The 15,870-nt window shown below is 65.7% G+C and carries 14 protein-coding genes and 1 tRNA gene; 3 read left to right on the forward strand and 12 right to left on the reverse strand.

Annotation, left to right across the window (positions count from 1 at the left end):
- Nucleotides 1-8 precede the first annotated feature (8 nt).
- The 11 genes from RBH22_RS00135 to citZ form a co-directional block, all read right to left on the reverse strand.
- Nucleotides 9-1,448, reverse strand: coding sequence for an ATP-binding protein (locus tag RBH22_RS00135; RefSeq protein WP_306676138.1), 1,440 nt, complete (start codon nucleotides 1,446-1,448; stop codon nucleotides 9-11).
- 82 nt (nucleotides 1,449-1,530) lie between these two features.
- Nucleotides 1,531-2,034 carry a hypothetical protein gene (locus RBH22_RS00140; RefSeq protein WP_306676139.1) on the reverse strand — a complete coding sequence of 168 codons (504 nt, stop codon included), beginning with the start codon at nucleotides 2,032-2,034 and terminating at the stop codon, nucleotides 1,531-1,533.
- A 77-nt stretch (nucleotides 2,035-2,111) separates the two neighbouring features.
- Nucleotides 2,112-3,104 carry an ornithine cyclodeaminase family protein gene (locus RBH22_RS00145; RefSeq protein ID WP_306676140.1) on the reverse strand — a complete coding sequence of 331 codons (993 nt, stop codon included), beginning with the start codon at nucleotides 3,102-3,104 and terminating at the stop codon, nucleotides 2,112-2,114.
- A gap of 424 nt (nucleotides 3,105-3,528) precedes the next feature.
- Nucleotides 3,529-5,175: a thermosome subunit beta gene (gene thsB, locus RBH22_RS00150; protein ID WP_256288405.1), complete on the reverse strand. Its 1,647-nt coding sequence runs from the start codon at nucleotides 5,173-5,175 to the stop codon at nucleotides 3,529-3,531.
- Nucleotides 5,176-5,679: 504 nt separating this feature from the next.
- The gene (locus RBH22_RS00155; RefSeq protein ID WP_199723018.1) at nucleotides 5,680-5,853 is read right to left on the reverse strand and encodes a hypothetical protein; all 174 of its coding nucleotides are present in this window, start codon (nucleotides 5,851-5,853) and stop codon (nucleotides 5,680-5,682) included.
- 126 nt (nucleotides 5,854-5,979) lie between these two features.
- A tRNA-Ser gene (locus tag RBH22_RS00160) sits at nucleotides 5,980-6,060 on the reverse strand.
- A gap of 27 nt (nucleotides 6,061-6,087) precedes the next feature.
- The gene (locus RBH22_RS00165) at nucleotides 6,088-6,291 is read right to left on the reverse strand and encodes a hypothetical protein (RefSeq protein ID WP_121568952.1); all 204 of its coding nucleotides are present in this window, start codon (nucleotides 6,289-6,291) and stop codon (nucleotides 6,088-6,090) included.
- 51 nt (nucleotides 6,292-6,342) lie between these two features.
- Nucleotides 6,343-7,434 (reverse strand): cytochrome d ubiquinol oxidase subunit II, encoded by a 1,092-nt coding sequence (locus RBH22_RS00170; protein ID WP_306676141.1) that lies wholly within the window; start codon nucleotides 7,432-7,434, stop codon nucleotides 6,343-6,345.
- Nucleotides 7,427-8,869, reverse strand: coding sequence for a cytochrome ubiquinol oxidase subunit I (locus tag RBH22_RS00175; protein ID WP_306676142.1), 1,443 nt, complete (start codon nucleotides 8,867-8,869; stop codon nucleotides 7,427-7,429). Before RBH22_RS00175 ends, RBH22_RS00170 begins: the two co-directional genes overlap by 8 nt.
- Nucleotides 8,870-9,113: 244 nt before the next feature.
- Entirely contained in the window at nucleotides 9,114-10,325 is a 1,212-nt protein-coding gene (gene ilvA / locus RBH22_RS00180; protein ID WP_306676143.1) for a threonine ammonia-lyase, read from the reverse strand.
- A gap of 443 nt (nucleotides 10,326-10,768) precedes the next feature.
- Nucleotides 10,769-11,908 carry a citrate synthase gene (gene citZ, locus RBH22_RS00185; RefSeq protein ID WP_256546402.1) on the reverse strand — a complete coding sequence of 380 codons (1,140 nt, stop codon included), beginning with the start codon at nucleotides 11,906-11,908 and terminating at the stop codon, nucleotides 10,769-10,771.
- A gap of 118 nt (nucleotides 11,909-12,026) precedes the next feature.
- Between citZ and RBH22_RS00190 the strand changes: the two genes are divergently transcribed.
- The gene (locus RBH22_RS00190) at nucleotides 12,027-13,250 is read left to right on the forward strand and encodes a TrkA C-terminal domain-containing protein (protein WP_306676144.1); all 1,224 of its coding nucleotides are present in this window, start codon (nucleotides 12,027-12,029) and stop codon (nucleotides 13,248-13,250) included.
- A 19-nt stretch (nucleotides 13,251-13,269) separates the two neighbouring features.
- Here RBH22_RS00190 and RBH22_RS00195 read toward each other — a convergent pair whose 3' ends face one another.
- Complete coding sequence (locus RBH22_RS00195; RefSeq protein ID WP_306676145.1) at nucleotides 13,270-13,560, reverse strand: hypothetical protein; 291 nt, start codon at nucleotides 13,558-13,560, stop codon at nucleotides 13,270-13,272.
- A gap of 163 nt (nucleotides 13,561-13,723) precedes the next feature.
- Here RBH22_RS00195 and RBH22_RS00200 point away from each other — a divergent pair, with 163 nt between their 5' ends.
- Both RBH22_RS00200 and RBH22_RS00205 read left to right on the forward strand, forming a co-directional pair.
- Entirely contained in the window at nucleotides 13,724-14,680 is a 957-nt protein-coding gene (locus RBH22_RS00200) for a succinylglutamate desuccinylase/aspartoacylase family protein (RefSeq protein ID WP_306676146.1), read from the forward strand.
- 4 nt (nucleotides 14,681-14,684) lie between these two features.
- A complete protein-coding gene (locus RBH22_RS00205; protein WP_306676147.1) occupies nucleotides 14,685-15,860 on the forward strand; it encodes a pyridoxal-phosphate dependent enzyme in 1,176 nt (391 codons plus the stop codon).
- Nucleotides 15,861-15,870 lie beyond the last annotated feature (10 nt).

The raw sequence follows: 15,870 nt of genomic DNA on the forward strand, positions 1-15,870 counted from the left end.
GGGAGGCCTCAACAGTCGCATTCGAGGCCTACAATCTCGAACCGTGCCCCGCCATCCTCGCTGGGGGTTGCGCGTACCTCCCCTCCGTGGGCCTCTATGATGCTCTCTACGATCGCGAGGCCAAAGCCCGTACCGGTCCGCTGTGTCGAGTATCCGCTCTCGAACACTCGATCGTCGTCTCCCGCGTCGAAGCCGGCTCCGTCGTCGGCGACGTACAGCCCGTCTTCGTCCGGGAGAGCACCGACAGTGACGGTGACACCGTCGCCAGCGTGTTCGATCGCGTTCCGGAACAGGTTCTCGAACGCCCGGCGGAGCTGGCTTCGATCCCCACAGATTCGCGCGCTCGTCTGTAATTCGAGCCGTGCTTCCTCTGTCTGCACGTTTCGCCAGCACTGGGTGACAACGCGCTCGATCTCGATCGGTTCGATGCTGTCGACGAGATCGTCCGTGTGCGCAAGTGCCAGCAGGTCGTCGATGAGCCGCTCCATCCGATCGAGCGCGCGATCGGCGCGCCCCAGGTGGTCGCTGTCACACTCCTCTTTTGCGAGTTCGAGGCTGAGGCTCGCCACGTTCAACGGATTTCGAAGGTCGTGTGAGACCACGCTAGAGAAATTGTCGAGTCGGTCGCGCTCCCGCTGGAGCGCTCGTTCACGTTCGGTCTGCGTCGTGACGTCGGTGTTCGAGAAGACGATGCCCTCGACCTCGCCGTCGTCGTCGAACAGCGGTGCGCCGTTGATCTCGACGACGCGACGCTCCCCGTCGGGCCACACGATGGTGTGTCGGTATCCTTCGATCCGTTCGCCCGACTGCAGCACCTGCTGGAAGGGCAACTCCTCGTCGGGGATCGGATCGCCGTCGAGATCTCTGATCTCCCACTTCGAGTCGTTGTACGTCCGCTCGGTCACCTCGTTCGGCTCGAACCCCAGGTTCGACTGCGCGCGTTCGTTCGCAAAGACGATCTCGCCGTCGCGATTGACCCGCGTGATCGCCGTCGGCACGGTCTTCATCACCTGCTGCAGTCGCTGGTGGTGCTCTTTCGCCGCTCGCTCGGACTCGTAGGCCGACACCGCGTTGCGGACGCGGTTGGCCAGTAACTCGAACCGCTCTGGGGTCGTCCCCTTCTGCAAGTAGTCGGTGACGCCGGCCGCGATCGCGTCGCTGGCGATCGTCTCCGAGCCCTGACTGGTAAACAGCACGAACGGGAGGTCCGGATACTCCGACCGGACGGTCCGGAGCAACTCGATTCCGTCCTGGCCCGGGAGGTCGTAGTCAGAGACAATGCAGTCGACGTCCGCATCGAGCCGGTCGAGCGCCGCGTCGGCGCCGGCGGCAGCCGTCACCCTGAACGAGTTCTGTTGGCGCTCCAGGAACGTCTCGGTGAGCTCTCTGAACTGCGGATCGGGTTCGACGTGTAACACGCAGACTGCATCCGCTCCCGACTCACTCATTACCTCAACCATCCGAACAGTGACTATTTGCCGTTTTCGTTTCGCCCGGCCGACACCAGGCGAGCGTTCCGAACACAGGCTGCTACTCCCGATCGACGGTCAGCAGCACGCCGCCGAATAGGAGCAAGAAGACGACGCCGATCGGCAGCGGGACGCCGGGGAAGCCGCGCGTCGCGAGCAGGTACGTCGCGCCCGCGAGCACGACGCCCGAGAGCGCCAGGAGGCCGCCGAGCAATCGAACTGGGTCGAGGGGGCCCGATTCCACGCGCGCCTCGTCGTGATAGTACGCGGCGGCGACGACGACCGCTATGGCGAGGACGGCCGCACCGACCGCCCAGACCTGATACGCCGCCTGGATCGTCTGTCCGGCCTGAAACGCCACCGCCGAGAGCGGATCCGAGACGCTGACGCGACGGGCGACAGGCACGCCGAACGCGTAGCGGATCTGGAAGAACGGGAAGCGAACGAACAGCACCGAGCCGCCGGAGACGCCGCTGGAGTACGTGACGTTCCAGGGCACGAGCGCGGCTAACCACGTCGAGACGACCGCCAGCGGCCCCGCGTACTCCGAACGTACCCACACCATACGTGGTCCGCGTCGTCGGCTCTGTAAAAGCTACCGGACGGACGCCGCGGACGTCGCTCGCTCGTCGCCGCTCCGAACTACTCGCTCAGGCCGAACAGATCGAACGGGTAGCCGTTGTCGTTCTCCGTGGCGTGCTCGTAAACGATGTGGGCGGCCGCGACGTCCTGGATCGCGAGTCCCGTCGAGTCGAAGACGGAGATCCCGTCTGCTGCGGTTCGGCCGGGTTTCTTTTCGGTGACGATCTCGCCGACGGAGCCGTAGATGTCGTCGTCGTCGAGGACGCCCTCGCTCCAAGGGACATTGATCTCCCCCGAGTGGGTCGTCTGCTCGTAGTCGTCGATGACTAGCTTCGAATCGAGGAGGATCTCGTCGTCGAGTTCGTGTTTCCCCTCGGCGTCGGCACCCATCGCGTTGATGTGGGTGTGGTCGCCGACGGCGTCGCGGGAGACGATCGGCGACTCGACCGGGGTGACCGTCGAGAGCACGTCGCAGGACGCGGCGTCCTCGATCGATCCCGCGTGGACGTCGAACTCGTCCTCGAAGGCGTCGATGAAATCGGCGACGCGCTCCTCGTCGAGGTCGGAGATCACGACCGTCTCGATGTCACGCACCTGCGAGATGGCGCGTAACTGTGTGTAAGACTGGACGCCGGCGCCGACGATTCCGAGCGACGTGGCGTCGGGAACGGCGAGGTGGTCGGTCGCGACAGCGGCCGCCGCGCCGGTCCGGAGCATCGTGAGCTCTCGGCCGTCCATCACTGCGAGCGGGACGGCGGTCTCGGGGTCGGAGTAGATCATCGTCCCCAGCACCGTCGGGAGGTCGAACTTCTCGGGGTTGTCCGGGTGGACGTTCACCCACTTGATGCCCGCGGCGTCCCACGTGCCTGCGTCCAGATACGCCGGCATCGACCGGAAATCGCCGTTGTACGCCGGGAGATCGATGTAGGATTTCGGCGGCATCTGTGCGTCGCCGCGCTCGAAGGCGGCGAACGCGTCCTCGATGGCGGGGACGAGCTCCGCCATCGCGGCGTTCTCGCGGACGTCCGTACCGTTCAACAGAAGCGTCTCCATACTTGCGCTTCGAAGTGTCCGCACTTAATTCATACTATAATCGAATCAGAATCTGATTTAGAGGGAAAATACAGATTTTACTACAACCTATATGCTCCTCGCCGAATTGGACGACGGAATATCACCTGACGACGGAACGTGGGTCCGGGGTCACACGCCCTGGGTCGTGGGCCGCGTTGCGGCGGGCCTGAATGTGCTTCGATCGGGCCGCCACAAGTGGATCCGCCACAATGGACTGACTCGGGAATAGGGGCCGAGCGCGACGGCGTCGAGCGAGCGACGCACGAGTAAGCAGAAGTTCGACGATCGACACAAGAGTAAGCAGATGCTCGACGATCGAGAGATCGGCTGCGGACCGCGTCAGCCGACGGTGAGACAGCGATGCTCGGTGTGTCGGGGGGTGGTGGGTGTCCTCAGACGGACGTCACATCGCGCCGCCCATTCCACCCATTCCGCCCATACCGCCCATTCCGCCACCGGGGGCGCCGCCTTCCTCGTCGCCGTCGCCGCTGGTGCTCAGTTCGTCGGCGGCGATGATGTCGTCGATCTTGAGGACGAGGTTCGCGGCCTCGGTGGCAGACGAGAGCGCCTGCTCTTTGGCGTGTGCGGGCTCGACGACGCCGGCCTCGAAGGTGTCCTCGACGTCGCCGCTGAAGACGTTCAGGCCGGCGCGGACGTCGCCGTCCTCGTGGGCCTCACGGAGCTTGACGAGCGTGTCGATGGAGTCGAGTCCGGCGTTCTCCGCGAGGACGCGCGGGACGAGTTCGAGCGCGTCGGCGAAGGCTTCGACGGCGAGCTGTTCGCGGCCGCCGACGGAGCCGGCGTAGCTGCGGAGCCGACGAGCGACTTCGACCTCGATGGCACCGCCGCCCGCGACGACGCGGCCGTCGGAGACCGTCGTCGAGACGACGTCGAGAGCGTCCGTGACGCCGCGTTCGATCTCGTCGACGACGTGATCGGTGGAGCCGCGCAGCAGCAGCGTGACGCCGTGGGCCTCGTCGCCGAGTCCTTCGACGTAGAACAGTTCGTCCTCGCCGTCACGGCTGACCGAGCCGTATCCGAGATCGTCTTCGGTGAGGCTGTCGAGGTCGGAGACGACGTTGCCGCCGACGACGTCGCGGAGGAACGCGATGTCGGACTTCTTCGTCCGGCGGACCGCGAGGATGCCCTCCTTCGCGAGGTAGTGCTGTGCGAGGTCGTCGATGCCCTTCTGACAGAAGACGACGTCGGCACCGGAGTCGACGATCTGCTGGACCTTCTGTTTGAGCTCTTTTTCCTCCTGATCGAGGAACTTCTGGAGCTGGTCGGGCGATTCGATGTTGACCTGCGTGTCGACGTCGGTCTCTTCGACCTCGATCGGCTCGTTGAGGAGCAGGACGCTCGCCTCGTCGAACGACGAGGGCATATCGTCGTGGACGGGGTCCTTGTCGATGACTGCGCCGTTGAGCAGTTCGGAGTCACCGGTCGAGCGACCGGTCTGTGTCTCGATGTTCGCGTTCGCCAGGTCGACGATGTAGGAGCCGTCGTCGGCTTCGACCGTCACGGCCTCGACGGTCTCGACGATGAGCTGTGCGAGGAGGTCCTTGCTGAGCTCGGAGCTCTTGCCGGTCATCGAGGTCTCGGCGACCTTCTGCAGGAGCTCGGTGTCGTCGGGCTCGACCGACTCGGCGATGTCGTCGACTGCAGAGCGCGCTTCCTGGCTCGCGAGGTGGAAGCCCTTGATGATCGCCGTCGGGTGGATGTCCTGATCGAGGAGGTCCTCGGCGTTCTTCAGGAGTTCACCCGCGATCGCGACGGCGGTCGTCGTGCCGTCGCCGGCCTCGTCTTCCTGGGTCTCGGCGACTTCGACGATCATCTCGGCCGTCGGGTTGTCGATGTCCATCTCCTGGAGGATGGTGACGCCGTCGTTCGTGATGGTGACGTCTCCCATCGAATCGACGAGCATCTTGTCCATCCCTTTCGGGCCGAGTGTCGATCGTACGGCTTCAGCGACGGCACGAGCGGCCTGAATGTTGTACTCCTGCGCGTCGCGGTCCTTGACGCGCTGGGCGTCCTCGCCCATAATGATCATCGGCTGACCCTGCTGCATTCGCTGACTCATAGACATCGTTCGATTGTTTGTGATTCTATATAAAAACTTCGCTATCGGGTTCTCACTGTCCGGCGAACGCATCTCCCGAGAACCGTCGCATCGAGGCCAGATGGCTACTATCAGCCGATGTTTGTGTGTGGGAAAGTGTCACATAATACTGTTCGAATCCAGGTGTCCGACGGTTATTTATATACTTCTTCACGCCCCCGCTGAGCGGGCTATTTTCGCACGGCTTTGGCTCCCGACGCTGTCTCCCGTCGTCATACTTCTTGCGGGCTTTAGGCGTTTCGTGCGCGACGCGAGTGCGAAGCCACTGCGTGGGCATCACTTGCCGCGCGTTCGTAGTGGGTCGCCTCCGCCGTGACAGCGATAATCCCGTACCTGAAAAGAAGTCCTCGTTGCTCATAGGGATTATCGTAACTGTTCGGAGATTCTCGCCGTATCGTCCGGCGAGAAATCTATGGAGACCTACGATAGTCCCTATCACTCCCTGTCTGGCAGTTCGTCGGCGACAAACGGCCGATCGCTCGACGGCTCGAACGGGGGGAGATCCTCGTCGGTTTCGAGCGCTTCGATCTCCTCATCGTAGAGTTCTTCTTGGAGCTGGTTGCGCTTGTTCCGCCCCTTTCGCTCCCGTCCAGATTTCGTGTCAGGCATTGTCAACCGTGTTGATGTCTCCCACAGTGATTAACTTTGTGCCTGTGCCAATTAGTACCACACAACTCCCGGACGCGGCGGTGAACGCCGGACAGATCACTCTCGGACGTTGGATCGCAGGAAAAACGCCGGGACAGGGATTTGAACCCTGGATCCCAGAGGGAACACGCTTTCCAGGCGTGCGCCTTACCACTCGGCCATCCCGGCTCGGTCTGAGGTAGCCTACTGAGTCGTTTAAGTCCTTCCCTTCGCCGCCAACCGGGGTTCGGCGACGTAGGACGCGGCGGTCACGACGCCGCCGACGAGGAGGGCGACCCCGGACGCCGTGAGGAAGTCCAATCCCAGCGCTCCGACGAGCAGCCGGTAGCCCTGGACGAGAACGAGAAACGCGAGCGTCCCGACGAGCCCCCACAGTAGTGCCGACGCAGTTCGGTTCACGACGGGACATCGCCGTCGCGTCGTCTAAAATCTCTCGCTGCGCGGCGGCGACTACTCGCCGGCGTATCCTTCGCCTTCCTCCACCGGTCCCCAGAACGCCGCGTAGAGGACGACGAAGTACGCGAAGATCAGTGGGAGCAACAGCGCCGCCCCGATGCTCATCAGATTCAGCGGGAGCGTCGAGACGATCGCGTCGGCGACGGTCAGCCCCGCGACCGGGTCGATCACGGGATACAGGAGTGCCGCGACCAGCGCCACCAGTCCGTAGGTGAGCCCGGCCGTCGCTGCCAGCGCACCGACGTAGGACTCGCGGCGCATCGCGACGACGTAGCCCGCACCGAGGACGACGCTCGCCCCGACGAGACCGAGCGCGACCGGTGAGAGCAGATCGCCCCGGAGGTCCGGCCGCGTCGCGAACAGGTAGCCGACGGCGACGACGACGAGCGCGAGATACGCCACGAGCGCTTTCGGGCCGTACGCCGCCGTCTCCTGCTGGAGTCGTCCGCGGGTCTTCAATCCGAGAAACGCGGCCCCGCCGGCAGTCGAGAGCGCGACCAGCGCGACGCCGACGACCAGCGAGGGGAGCGAGACGAGCGCCGTCGATCCCAGCAGCCAGTTGCCAGCGAAGATCCCCAAAAGGAGGGGTGCCGCCACGCTGCCGACGACGAACGCCCGGCCCCACCAGCGCTGCCAGGTCTCGTCGTGCCGCTGTTCGTACATCTCCGGCGCGAGTCCGCGAACGATGAGCGCGCCCAGGATGGCGAACATCAGGAGGTAATGGCGACTGAACAGGTTGGCGTACACGGCCGGAAAGGCGGCGAAAAGCGCCCCGCCGAAGACGACGAGCCACACCTCGTTGCCGTCCCAGAAGGGGCCGATCGCCGCCAGCAACTGCTCGCGAGCGGACTCCTCACTTCGGGTGACGAAGATCGCGCCGACGCCGAAATCGAAGCCATCGAGGAACAGAAACGTCCCGAGGATGAAGAAGACCAGCCCGTACCACAGCTCTGTCAGCGGGAGCCCGAACAGCGGGCCGTCGGCGAGTCCCCCTGTCTGGAGCGCGAATCCGGGGTCGAGTGTCGCGGCTGCTTCTCGTCCTGTTGCACCCGCGGCGAACCCGACTGTCGCCCCCGGCTCAGTCATCGTCGCCTCCGGCGGGCTTCGGTCCTGCCCCCGTCTCCTCGCGGACCACGTCGGTCTCGGGTGCGTCCGGCGTAATGCTCGGCGGCCCGGCCCGCACGATCCGGAAGACGACGTAGCTGTACAGCGCCAGCAGTCCGAGGTAGACGGCCGCGAAACTGACGAGCGTCAGCGTCGCCTCGAAGCCGGTCAGTCCGGGGGAGACGCCGTCGGCGGTCTTCATCACGCCTTGGATCACCCACGGCTGTCTGCCGACCTCGGTCACGATCCAGCCGACTTCGACGGCGAGGATACCCAGCAGTGACGACGCCATCAGCGACTTGTGCAACAGGTCGTCTTCGAGCAACTGGCCGCGCCACCAGCGGTAGCCCGCCCAGAAGGCCAAGAGGACGAACCAGAAGCCGAGTCCGACCATTATGCGGAACGACCAGAAGACGATCGCGACCGGGGGTGCTTCCGTCTCGAACTCGTTTAGGCCTATAATTTCGGCGCTCGGATCACCCCCGCTTGCGAGCCAGGACGCGCCGCCAGGGATCCCGATCCCGAATATCTCCTTTGCGCGTGGGTTCGTCAGGTCTTCGAGGTTCGTCGGCACCGCGATGATGTACTCGGGGACGTAGCTCTCGGTCTCCCAGACCGCTTCCATCGCAGCGAACTTCTGCGGTTGGGTTTCGGCGACGTGTCGTCCGTAGGCGTCGCCGTGGAGCACCTGAAACGGCGCGGTGATGATCAAGACGACCAGCGCGATCTTCAGCGTCTTCTCCCAGAACTGCGGGTGATCGACGGGGTACTCCCAGTGGTAGTGCCGGAACAGGTGGTAGGCGGCGACGCCGGCCATAAACAGCGCGACCGAGAGGACGGCCGCGTTCTGCATGTGGACGTACATCCACGGGAACCGTGGGTTGGCGTACGCCGCGATCGGGTCGACGAGCGAGACGATCATCTGGCCGTTCTCGGTCACCAACTCGTAGCCCCGGGGCGTCTGCATCCAGGAGTTGGCGATCAGGATCCAGACCGCCGATAGCCACGTGCCGAGCGCGACCGCGACGGCGGAGACCATATACAGGACGTTGCCGACGCGCTCGCGACCGAAGACGAAGATGCCGAGGAACGTCGCCTCGAGCATAAACGCCATCATCCCTTCGACGGCGAGTGGACCGCCGAACAACTCGCCGGCGGCCGTCGAGAACGCGGCGAAGTTCGTCCCGAACTCGAACTCCAAGACGATCCCCGTCACCGTCCCGACGACGAAACTGATCGCGAAGATCTTCGTCCAGAAACGCCGCAGTTGCTCGTAAATCGGTTCTCCGGTCCGGATGTCTTTCCACGTGAAGTAGACGAGAAAGGGGGCGAGCCCCATACTCATCACGGGAAAGATGATGTGGACGATCGTCGTGAGCGCGAACTGAAGTCTACTCGCGAGGGCGGGTTCGATCATTGATGGTGAGGTGTCGCACGCACGCGGCATACGCGCGTGCACCGAGTGGCGTTCGGATTTCGTTCGTATTTCGGATTCGACTACCGGTGGACCGTCCGACCCACCGCCGACGTACTGACGGACGAGAGGCCACGGACCGCCGACGACTCTTGGGTACTGGTGGCTACTCGCTACGCGGGATTGTGTCGGCCGTTGGTTCTCACCGAATGAGAAGGTTTGCCTCGCTTATATTTACACGGGGCTGCTAGGCCAGCACGTCGACGTCGTAGCCTGCCGCACGGAGTGCTACGAGCAGTTCCTCGATGTGTTCGTGCCCGCGCGTTTCGATGTCGATCTCGACGTCGGCCTCGTTCATCGCGACGTCCCGGGACGTCCGGTCGTGCTGGATCGCGTAGATGTTCGCCCGCTGATCGGCGATTATCTCGACGAGGTCCTGCAGCGCGCCGGGACGGTCGCGCAGCACGGTCCGGACCTTCAGGTAGCGCCCCGTCTCGACGAGCCCGCGCACGAGGACAGTCGTCAACTGATTCGTGTCGATGTTGCCCCCGCAGAGCGCCGGGACGATCGTCTCGCCGTCCTCGTAGTCGAACGCCTCGAACAGCAGTGCCGCGAGCGGGACGGCCCCCGCCCCCTCGACGAGCGTCTTCTCGCGCTCCAGCAGGTACGTCAGTGCGACGGCGATCTCCTCGTCGGAGACGGTGACGACCTCGTCGACGCGCTGTTGGATGACCTCGAAGGGGCGCTCGCCGACCTTCCGGGTGGCGATCCCGTCGGCGATCGTGTTCACCGCGTCGAGTTCGCGGATCTCGCCGGCCTGGAGTGATTGCGGGAGCGACGCCGCGCCCTCGGCCTGGACACCGATCACTCGCGCGTCCGGATTCCGGCCCTTCACCGCGGTCGCGATGCCGGAGATGAGCCCGCCGCCGCCGATGGGGACGACGACGGTGTCGACCTCGGGGCAGTCGTCGACGATCTCCAGCCCGATCGTCCCCTGTCCCGCCATCACCACCTCGTCGTTGAACGCGTGGACGTACGTTCGGCCCTCCTCGCGTTCGATCTCGTGGGCTTTCGCCTGCGCTTCGTCGTAGTCCGCCCCGTAGAGCACCGTCTGCCCGCCGTAGCGCTCGGTCGCTTCAACCTTCGAGATCGGCGCGTGCTCCGGCATCACGATCTTCGAGTCGACGCCCGAGCGACTGGCAGCGAGCGCGACCCCCTGGGCGTGGTTCCCCGCGCTCGCCGTGACGACGCCCGCCTCGCGCTCGGCCGCCGAGAGCGTCGCGATCCGGTTCGTCGCCCCACGGATCTTGAACGCGCCGGTGCGCTGGAACGTTTCGAGCTTCAGGTGTACGTCCGCACCGGTCATATCCGAGAACGTGTGCGAGTACTCCAGCGGCGTCCACCGGGCGATGTCTTCGATCCGGTCGCGCGCGGCCTCGACGTCAGCGAGAGAGAGCATATGGACGACCGTTCCCCGGCGGCGGGCCTAATACTGTCGACTGTACGGCTGTCTCTGTCGCCCGCACGCGTCCTGGCCGGGCCTCTACGATCGAGAGGGGCCCGCCTCACGGGTGAAACTGCCACCGACGGACGGCGCTGTCGCTCAGAGGCGTTGAAGGGGAAAGGGGGAATGCACGCGTGTGACGTGCACTTGTCTATGCACCCGCGAAGTACATAAATATCCCCCACGCACGGTGAAAGTGAAATCGGCCGACAGCGACGCCCTCCCGGCCGCTGTCTGACGGTTGTCTGTCGCACGTCTGCCGGAAATTGGCCGCAGTCGGGCGATTCACCGTTTTCGTTGCCCGCAGAGCGGGCCTGCAAAGCCTCTGTGCTGGAACAGCCACGGAACTTCTGGGACACGGACGCGTCGTCGAAGAAGTGTAACGGGAGGCGTCTACGTTACCGCTCGTCGAGCGCCGGGAAGTCGAGGTCTTTCGGCCCGACGTAGCGCGCCCGCGGACGGATCAGGCGGTTGTTGTCGTACTGTTCGAGGACGTGGGCGATCCAGCCGGCAACGCGCGACATCGCGAAGATGGGCGTGTAGATGTCGATCGGGATGCCCATCTGGTAGTACGTCGACGCCGAGTAGAAGTCGACGTTGGGCGCGAGGCCCTTCTCCTCGGTGATGTAGTCCTCGATGGCGACAGAGCAGTCGTACCACTTCGTGTCGCCCGCGGCTTCCGCGAGCGCCTTCGACTTCTCGCCGAGGATCTTCGCGCGCGGATCCTTGACGTCGTAGACGCGGTGGCCGAACCCGGGGATCCGCCGTCCCTCGTCGAGGGCGTTTTCGACCCACGTCGTCGGGTCGACGTCGCTCTCGTCGACCTCTTTGAGCATCCGCATCACGTTGGCGTTCGCACCGCCGTGAAGCGATCCGGCGAGGGTCCCGATGGCCGAGGTGACGGCGCTGTGGAGATCAGACAGCGTCGAGGCGGTCACGAGCGCCGAGAACGTCGAGGCGTTCAGGCCGTGGTCGGCGTGGAGGACGAGCGCCATATCGAACGTCTCTGCGAGCACCTCGTCGGGCTCTTCGCCGTTGAGCATATAGAGGAAGTTCGCGGCGTGGCTGAGGTCTTCGCGCGGCTCGAGCGCGTCGTCGCCGTTCCGGAACCGCTCGAAGGCGGCGAGTGCGGTCGGAATCTTGGCCGTGATGCGACACGCCATCCGGAGGTTCGCTTCGAGATCCGTCACGTCCTCGTGGTCGGCGTCCTCGTCGTACGCCGACAGCGACGAGACGATGGTACGGAGCGCCGCCATCGGCACCTCGTCGGCCTCCGCCAGTTTCCGGATCTCCGAGAGCACCTCGTCGTTCAGCGATCTTGTCCCGGCCATCCACGACTCGAAATCGGCGAGTTCCTCGGCGGTCGGAAGTTCGCCGTGCCACAACAGATAGACGACTTCTTCGTAGGACGCTTCACGGGCCAGGGACTCGATCGGGTACCCGCGGTAGACCAGTTTTCCGGCGTCACCGTCGATGTAACTAAGCTCTGATTCGGCGACGAGGACGCCTTCCAGCCCGCGCTTCAGGTCGTCTGACATACCTATGCGGTTCCCTTCCACGTGAAAAAAGCGTTATCGTTTCCGGGTGTCAGTGACATTCATCCCAGCCCTGGGTCGACCACCAAGTGTTTTTGCGACCCGCGGCGAACGGCGGGGTATGGATCCACAGGACGTCGAGTACGAGCCGGTCAGCGTCAAGGAGGTGCTCGCGGAGATGAAAGACACCGCAGAGCTCCTCATCGATCTCTCGTACTCCGCCGTCCTCAACGGGAGCGACGAGATCGCCCGTGAGGTCCTCGAACTCGAAGGCCGAATGGACATCCTCCAGCTTCAGGGTCGGATGAGCCTCCTGATGTCCGCCCGCAGCCCCGAGGACGCCGAACAGCTCGCGCCGGTCCTCGGAGTGATGGGGGCCGCAGAGAAGATCTCGAACGCTGCCGGCGACATCGCGAAAATCGTCATCGAAGACATCGGGATGCCGGACGCAATCCGCACGGCCCTCCCAGAGGCCGTCGAGGTGCTGGTCCGTGCGACTGTCGCGCCCGATTCGTCCTACGTCGGGCGGACGCTCCGCGACATCAATATGGAGACCGAGATGGGCGTCCGCGTCATCGCGATCCGTCGGGAGTCGGTGACGGGCAAGCGCCGCTGGCTGATGAACCCCGGCCCCGACAGCGAACTCCAGGCCGACGACTCGCTCCTGCTTCGCGGCCCGCTCGACGGCATCTCGGGGGTGTTCGAGGACGTGACCGGCGATGCCTACGAACCCCCGGAGGCAGTCGAACCGCCGATCGAGGACCTCGAACGCGCGGTCGACTCGATCATCCTGATGAAGGATATGAGCGAACTCGCAGTCGATCTGGCTTACGGCGCGGTGCTGTTCGACAGCGAGGGCGTCGCCGAGGAAGTCCACGAACTGGAGGCCGAGGTCGACGCGCTGAAGTCGCGCTTCGAGGCCTGGACGCTCCGCGCGGCGAGTCGCGTCGAAGACCCCGTCCGACTCCGCGGGCTCGTCCACTTGGCGTCGGCAACGGAGGTCATCTCCGATGCGGCCTTAGAGATCAGCGAGGGAGTCCTCCGCGGTATCGACGCTCATCCGGTCGTCGCTGCCGCCGTCGAGGAGTCCGACGAGGTGATCGTTCGCCTCACGGTCGCCACCGACGCGCCGCTCGCGGGCACCACTCTCGGCGAGGAGATGGTCAAGACGCAGACCGGGATGCGCGTCATCGCCGTCCGCCGCGCGAGCGGCGGCGAGTGGGTCGTCCAGCCCGGCCCGACGACCGAACTCCGCGGCGGCGACGTCATCATCGCGAAGGGGACGCGGGCGGGGGCCGAACGGCTCGGCGAACTCGTCGGCGACGAACAGGAGTTCGAGACCTAGCTCTCTTTCCGGCCGCAGTCTACAGCCGCCGCGCCAGCCGCACGGCCTCGACGACGGTCAGCGCCGACGCGACGAGCAGCGCGGTCGACGTCGCGAGGACGAACGCGAGCACCAGAAACCACCCTTCGGGACCCAGGACGGGATACTCGCGCGTGCCCGCGAACGGGCCGAACAGTTCGAGTACGCGGGCGAGGTACGCGACGACCGCGAGCGCGACGCCGACGCCGGCGCCGACCGCAGCGTTCCGTGGGACGTGCAACGCTCGGACCAGCCCCGATTGCGGCGGCCGGTCTGGAACCTCATCGCTCACGTCCTGTCCTTTCGGTGGCGTCGACAAAGCGTCGTCGGTCCCGTGGCATCTCCGGCGAATACTGCCACTCCCTTTCGGTACCGGAACAGCGAGAACGGCCAGTAGACGGCGACGAGCGGCGGAGACCGAACCCCTAAAGGCGGGTGCCTCCGAGTGTCAGATAATGACGACACTCGGAACGGCGAGTGCGGGTCCCGGCGAGATGGACACGGGCCGTCTCGAAGTCGGCGAAGCCCGCGACGGCTCCTCCGTCGGACTCCCCTGTGCGGTCATCAACGGCGCGTCCGACGGCAAGACTCTCTATATGCAGGCGGCCTCGGACGGCGACGAACTGAACGGCGTCGGCGTGATCAACCGGGTCGTCCCCCAACTCGACCCCGCGGAACTGTCAGGGACGATCCTCGTCGTCGGCATCGTCAACTACCACGCGTTCCAGGTCGCAGAGCACCGGAACCCGATCGACGACACGAAGATGAACCGGGCGTACCCCGGCGACGAGAACGGCACGTCCTCCGAGCGGATCGCAGCCGCGACGTTCGACGCCGCCACCCGCGCGGACCTGATTCTCGACCTGCATCAGGGCTCGACCTCGCGGATGATCGACGAGGTGCGTGTCCGCTGTGGCCGCCGGCACCGTCTTCACGACGAGTGTCTCCAACTCGCGAAGACCTTCGGCTGCGGGTACGTCCTCGATCAGAAAGGTCCGGAGGGGCAACTCGCCCGCGCCGGCCCCGACCAGGGGATCCCGACGATCGACCCCGAACTCGGCGGCTGCGTCGGCTGGGACGAGACCAGCATCGAGGCGGGCGTCGAGGGCGTCTTCAACGTCCTCCACGACTACGGCTTCCTCGATGGATCGGTGACTCCCGAGCCACAGACGCGTGCGAAGGGGTTCGACCAGTTCGGCTCGCCGACCGGCGGCCTCGTGCGCTTCCAGGTCGACCTCGGCGAGCGCGTCTCCGCGGGCGACCTCCTCTTCGAGGTGACGGACGTCTTCGGCGAACTGAAGGCTCGCGTGACCGCGAACAACGACGGGATCTTCTGGCGCACCCGTCGGCTCCCGCAGGTCGCGACCGGCGAGTACGTCTGCTCTGTCGGCACCAACGTCGACGCGTACTGAACGTATGTCTTCCCCGCTCACGCTCCACTGCTCCGGGTGCGACCGGACCTACGACGCGTGGACCTGGCGGTGTGACTGCGGCGCGCCACTGGAGTTCGCGTCGACTCCGACGCCCGCGGATCGCGAGCCACCGACCTCGTGGGCGGACACTTGTGCCGGGCTGTGGTCGTTCGACGACTTCCTCCCGGTCGACCCGCACGTCTCGCTCGGCGAAGGGCTGACGCCGCTCGTCGGCGCCCCCGACTGGGACGCCCAGTTCAAACTCGAATACGTCTTTCCGACCGGCTCGTTCAAGGATCGCGGCGCCACGGTGACGCTGTCGGTCGCCGCGGAACTCGGCGTCGAGCGCGTCGTCGAGGACTCCTCGGGGAACGCCGGTGCGGCGATCGCGACGTACGCCGCCCGCGCGGGCATCGACGCCGACATCTACGTCCCGTCGTCGGTGAAGCCCGCCAAGCGCCGTGCGATCGAACGCGCCGGCGCGACGCCCGTCCCGATCGACGGGAGTCGCGAGGACGTGACCGGCGCCTGCGTCGACGCCGTCGAGTCCGGCGACGCGTGGTACGCCTCACACGCGTGGAACCCGGCGTTCTTCGCGGGGACGGCCACGTTCGCCTACGAGGTGTGCGCCCAGCGCGAGTGGACCGCGCCGGACGCCGTCGTGACGCCGCTCGGCCACGGCACGCTCTTTCTGGGCGCGTACCGCGGCTTTCGTGCCCTCCGCGAGGCCGGCTGGATCGACGAGCTGCCGCGGCTCCTCGGCGCACAGGCGGCGGGCTATGCGCCCATCGCCGCCGAGCTCCACGGCGAGGACGCTGCCGCCGGCTCCAACGACGTCGCGGACGGGATTCAGATCCGCGACCCTGTCAGAAAGACGCAGATTCTCGATTGCATCGAGGCCACCGACGGCGACGCCATCGCGGTCCCGGCGGCGGCGGTCGAACGCGAGCGCGACGCCTTACACCGACACGGCTTCTACGTCGAGCCCACCTGCGCGGTCGCGCCCGCCGCACTCGCCGCCTACCGCGAGCGCGACGCCTTACACCGACACGGCTTCTACGTCGAGCCCACCTGCGCGGTCGCGCCCGCCGCACTCGCCGCCTACCGCGAGCGCGGCGTCGTCGCTCCCGACGACGACGTGGTCGTCCCGCTCACCGGCAGCGGGCTGAAAACGCAGTAGCGTTCGAAAA

Origin of the sequence: Halobellus sp. H-GB7 (assembly GCF_030848585.1) — an archaeon.
GTDB classification, from domain to species: Archaea; Halobacteriota; Halobacteria; order Halobacteriales; family Haloferacaceae; genus Haloquadratum; species Haloquadratum inordinatus.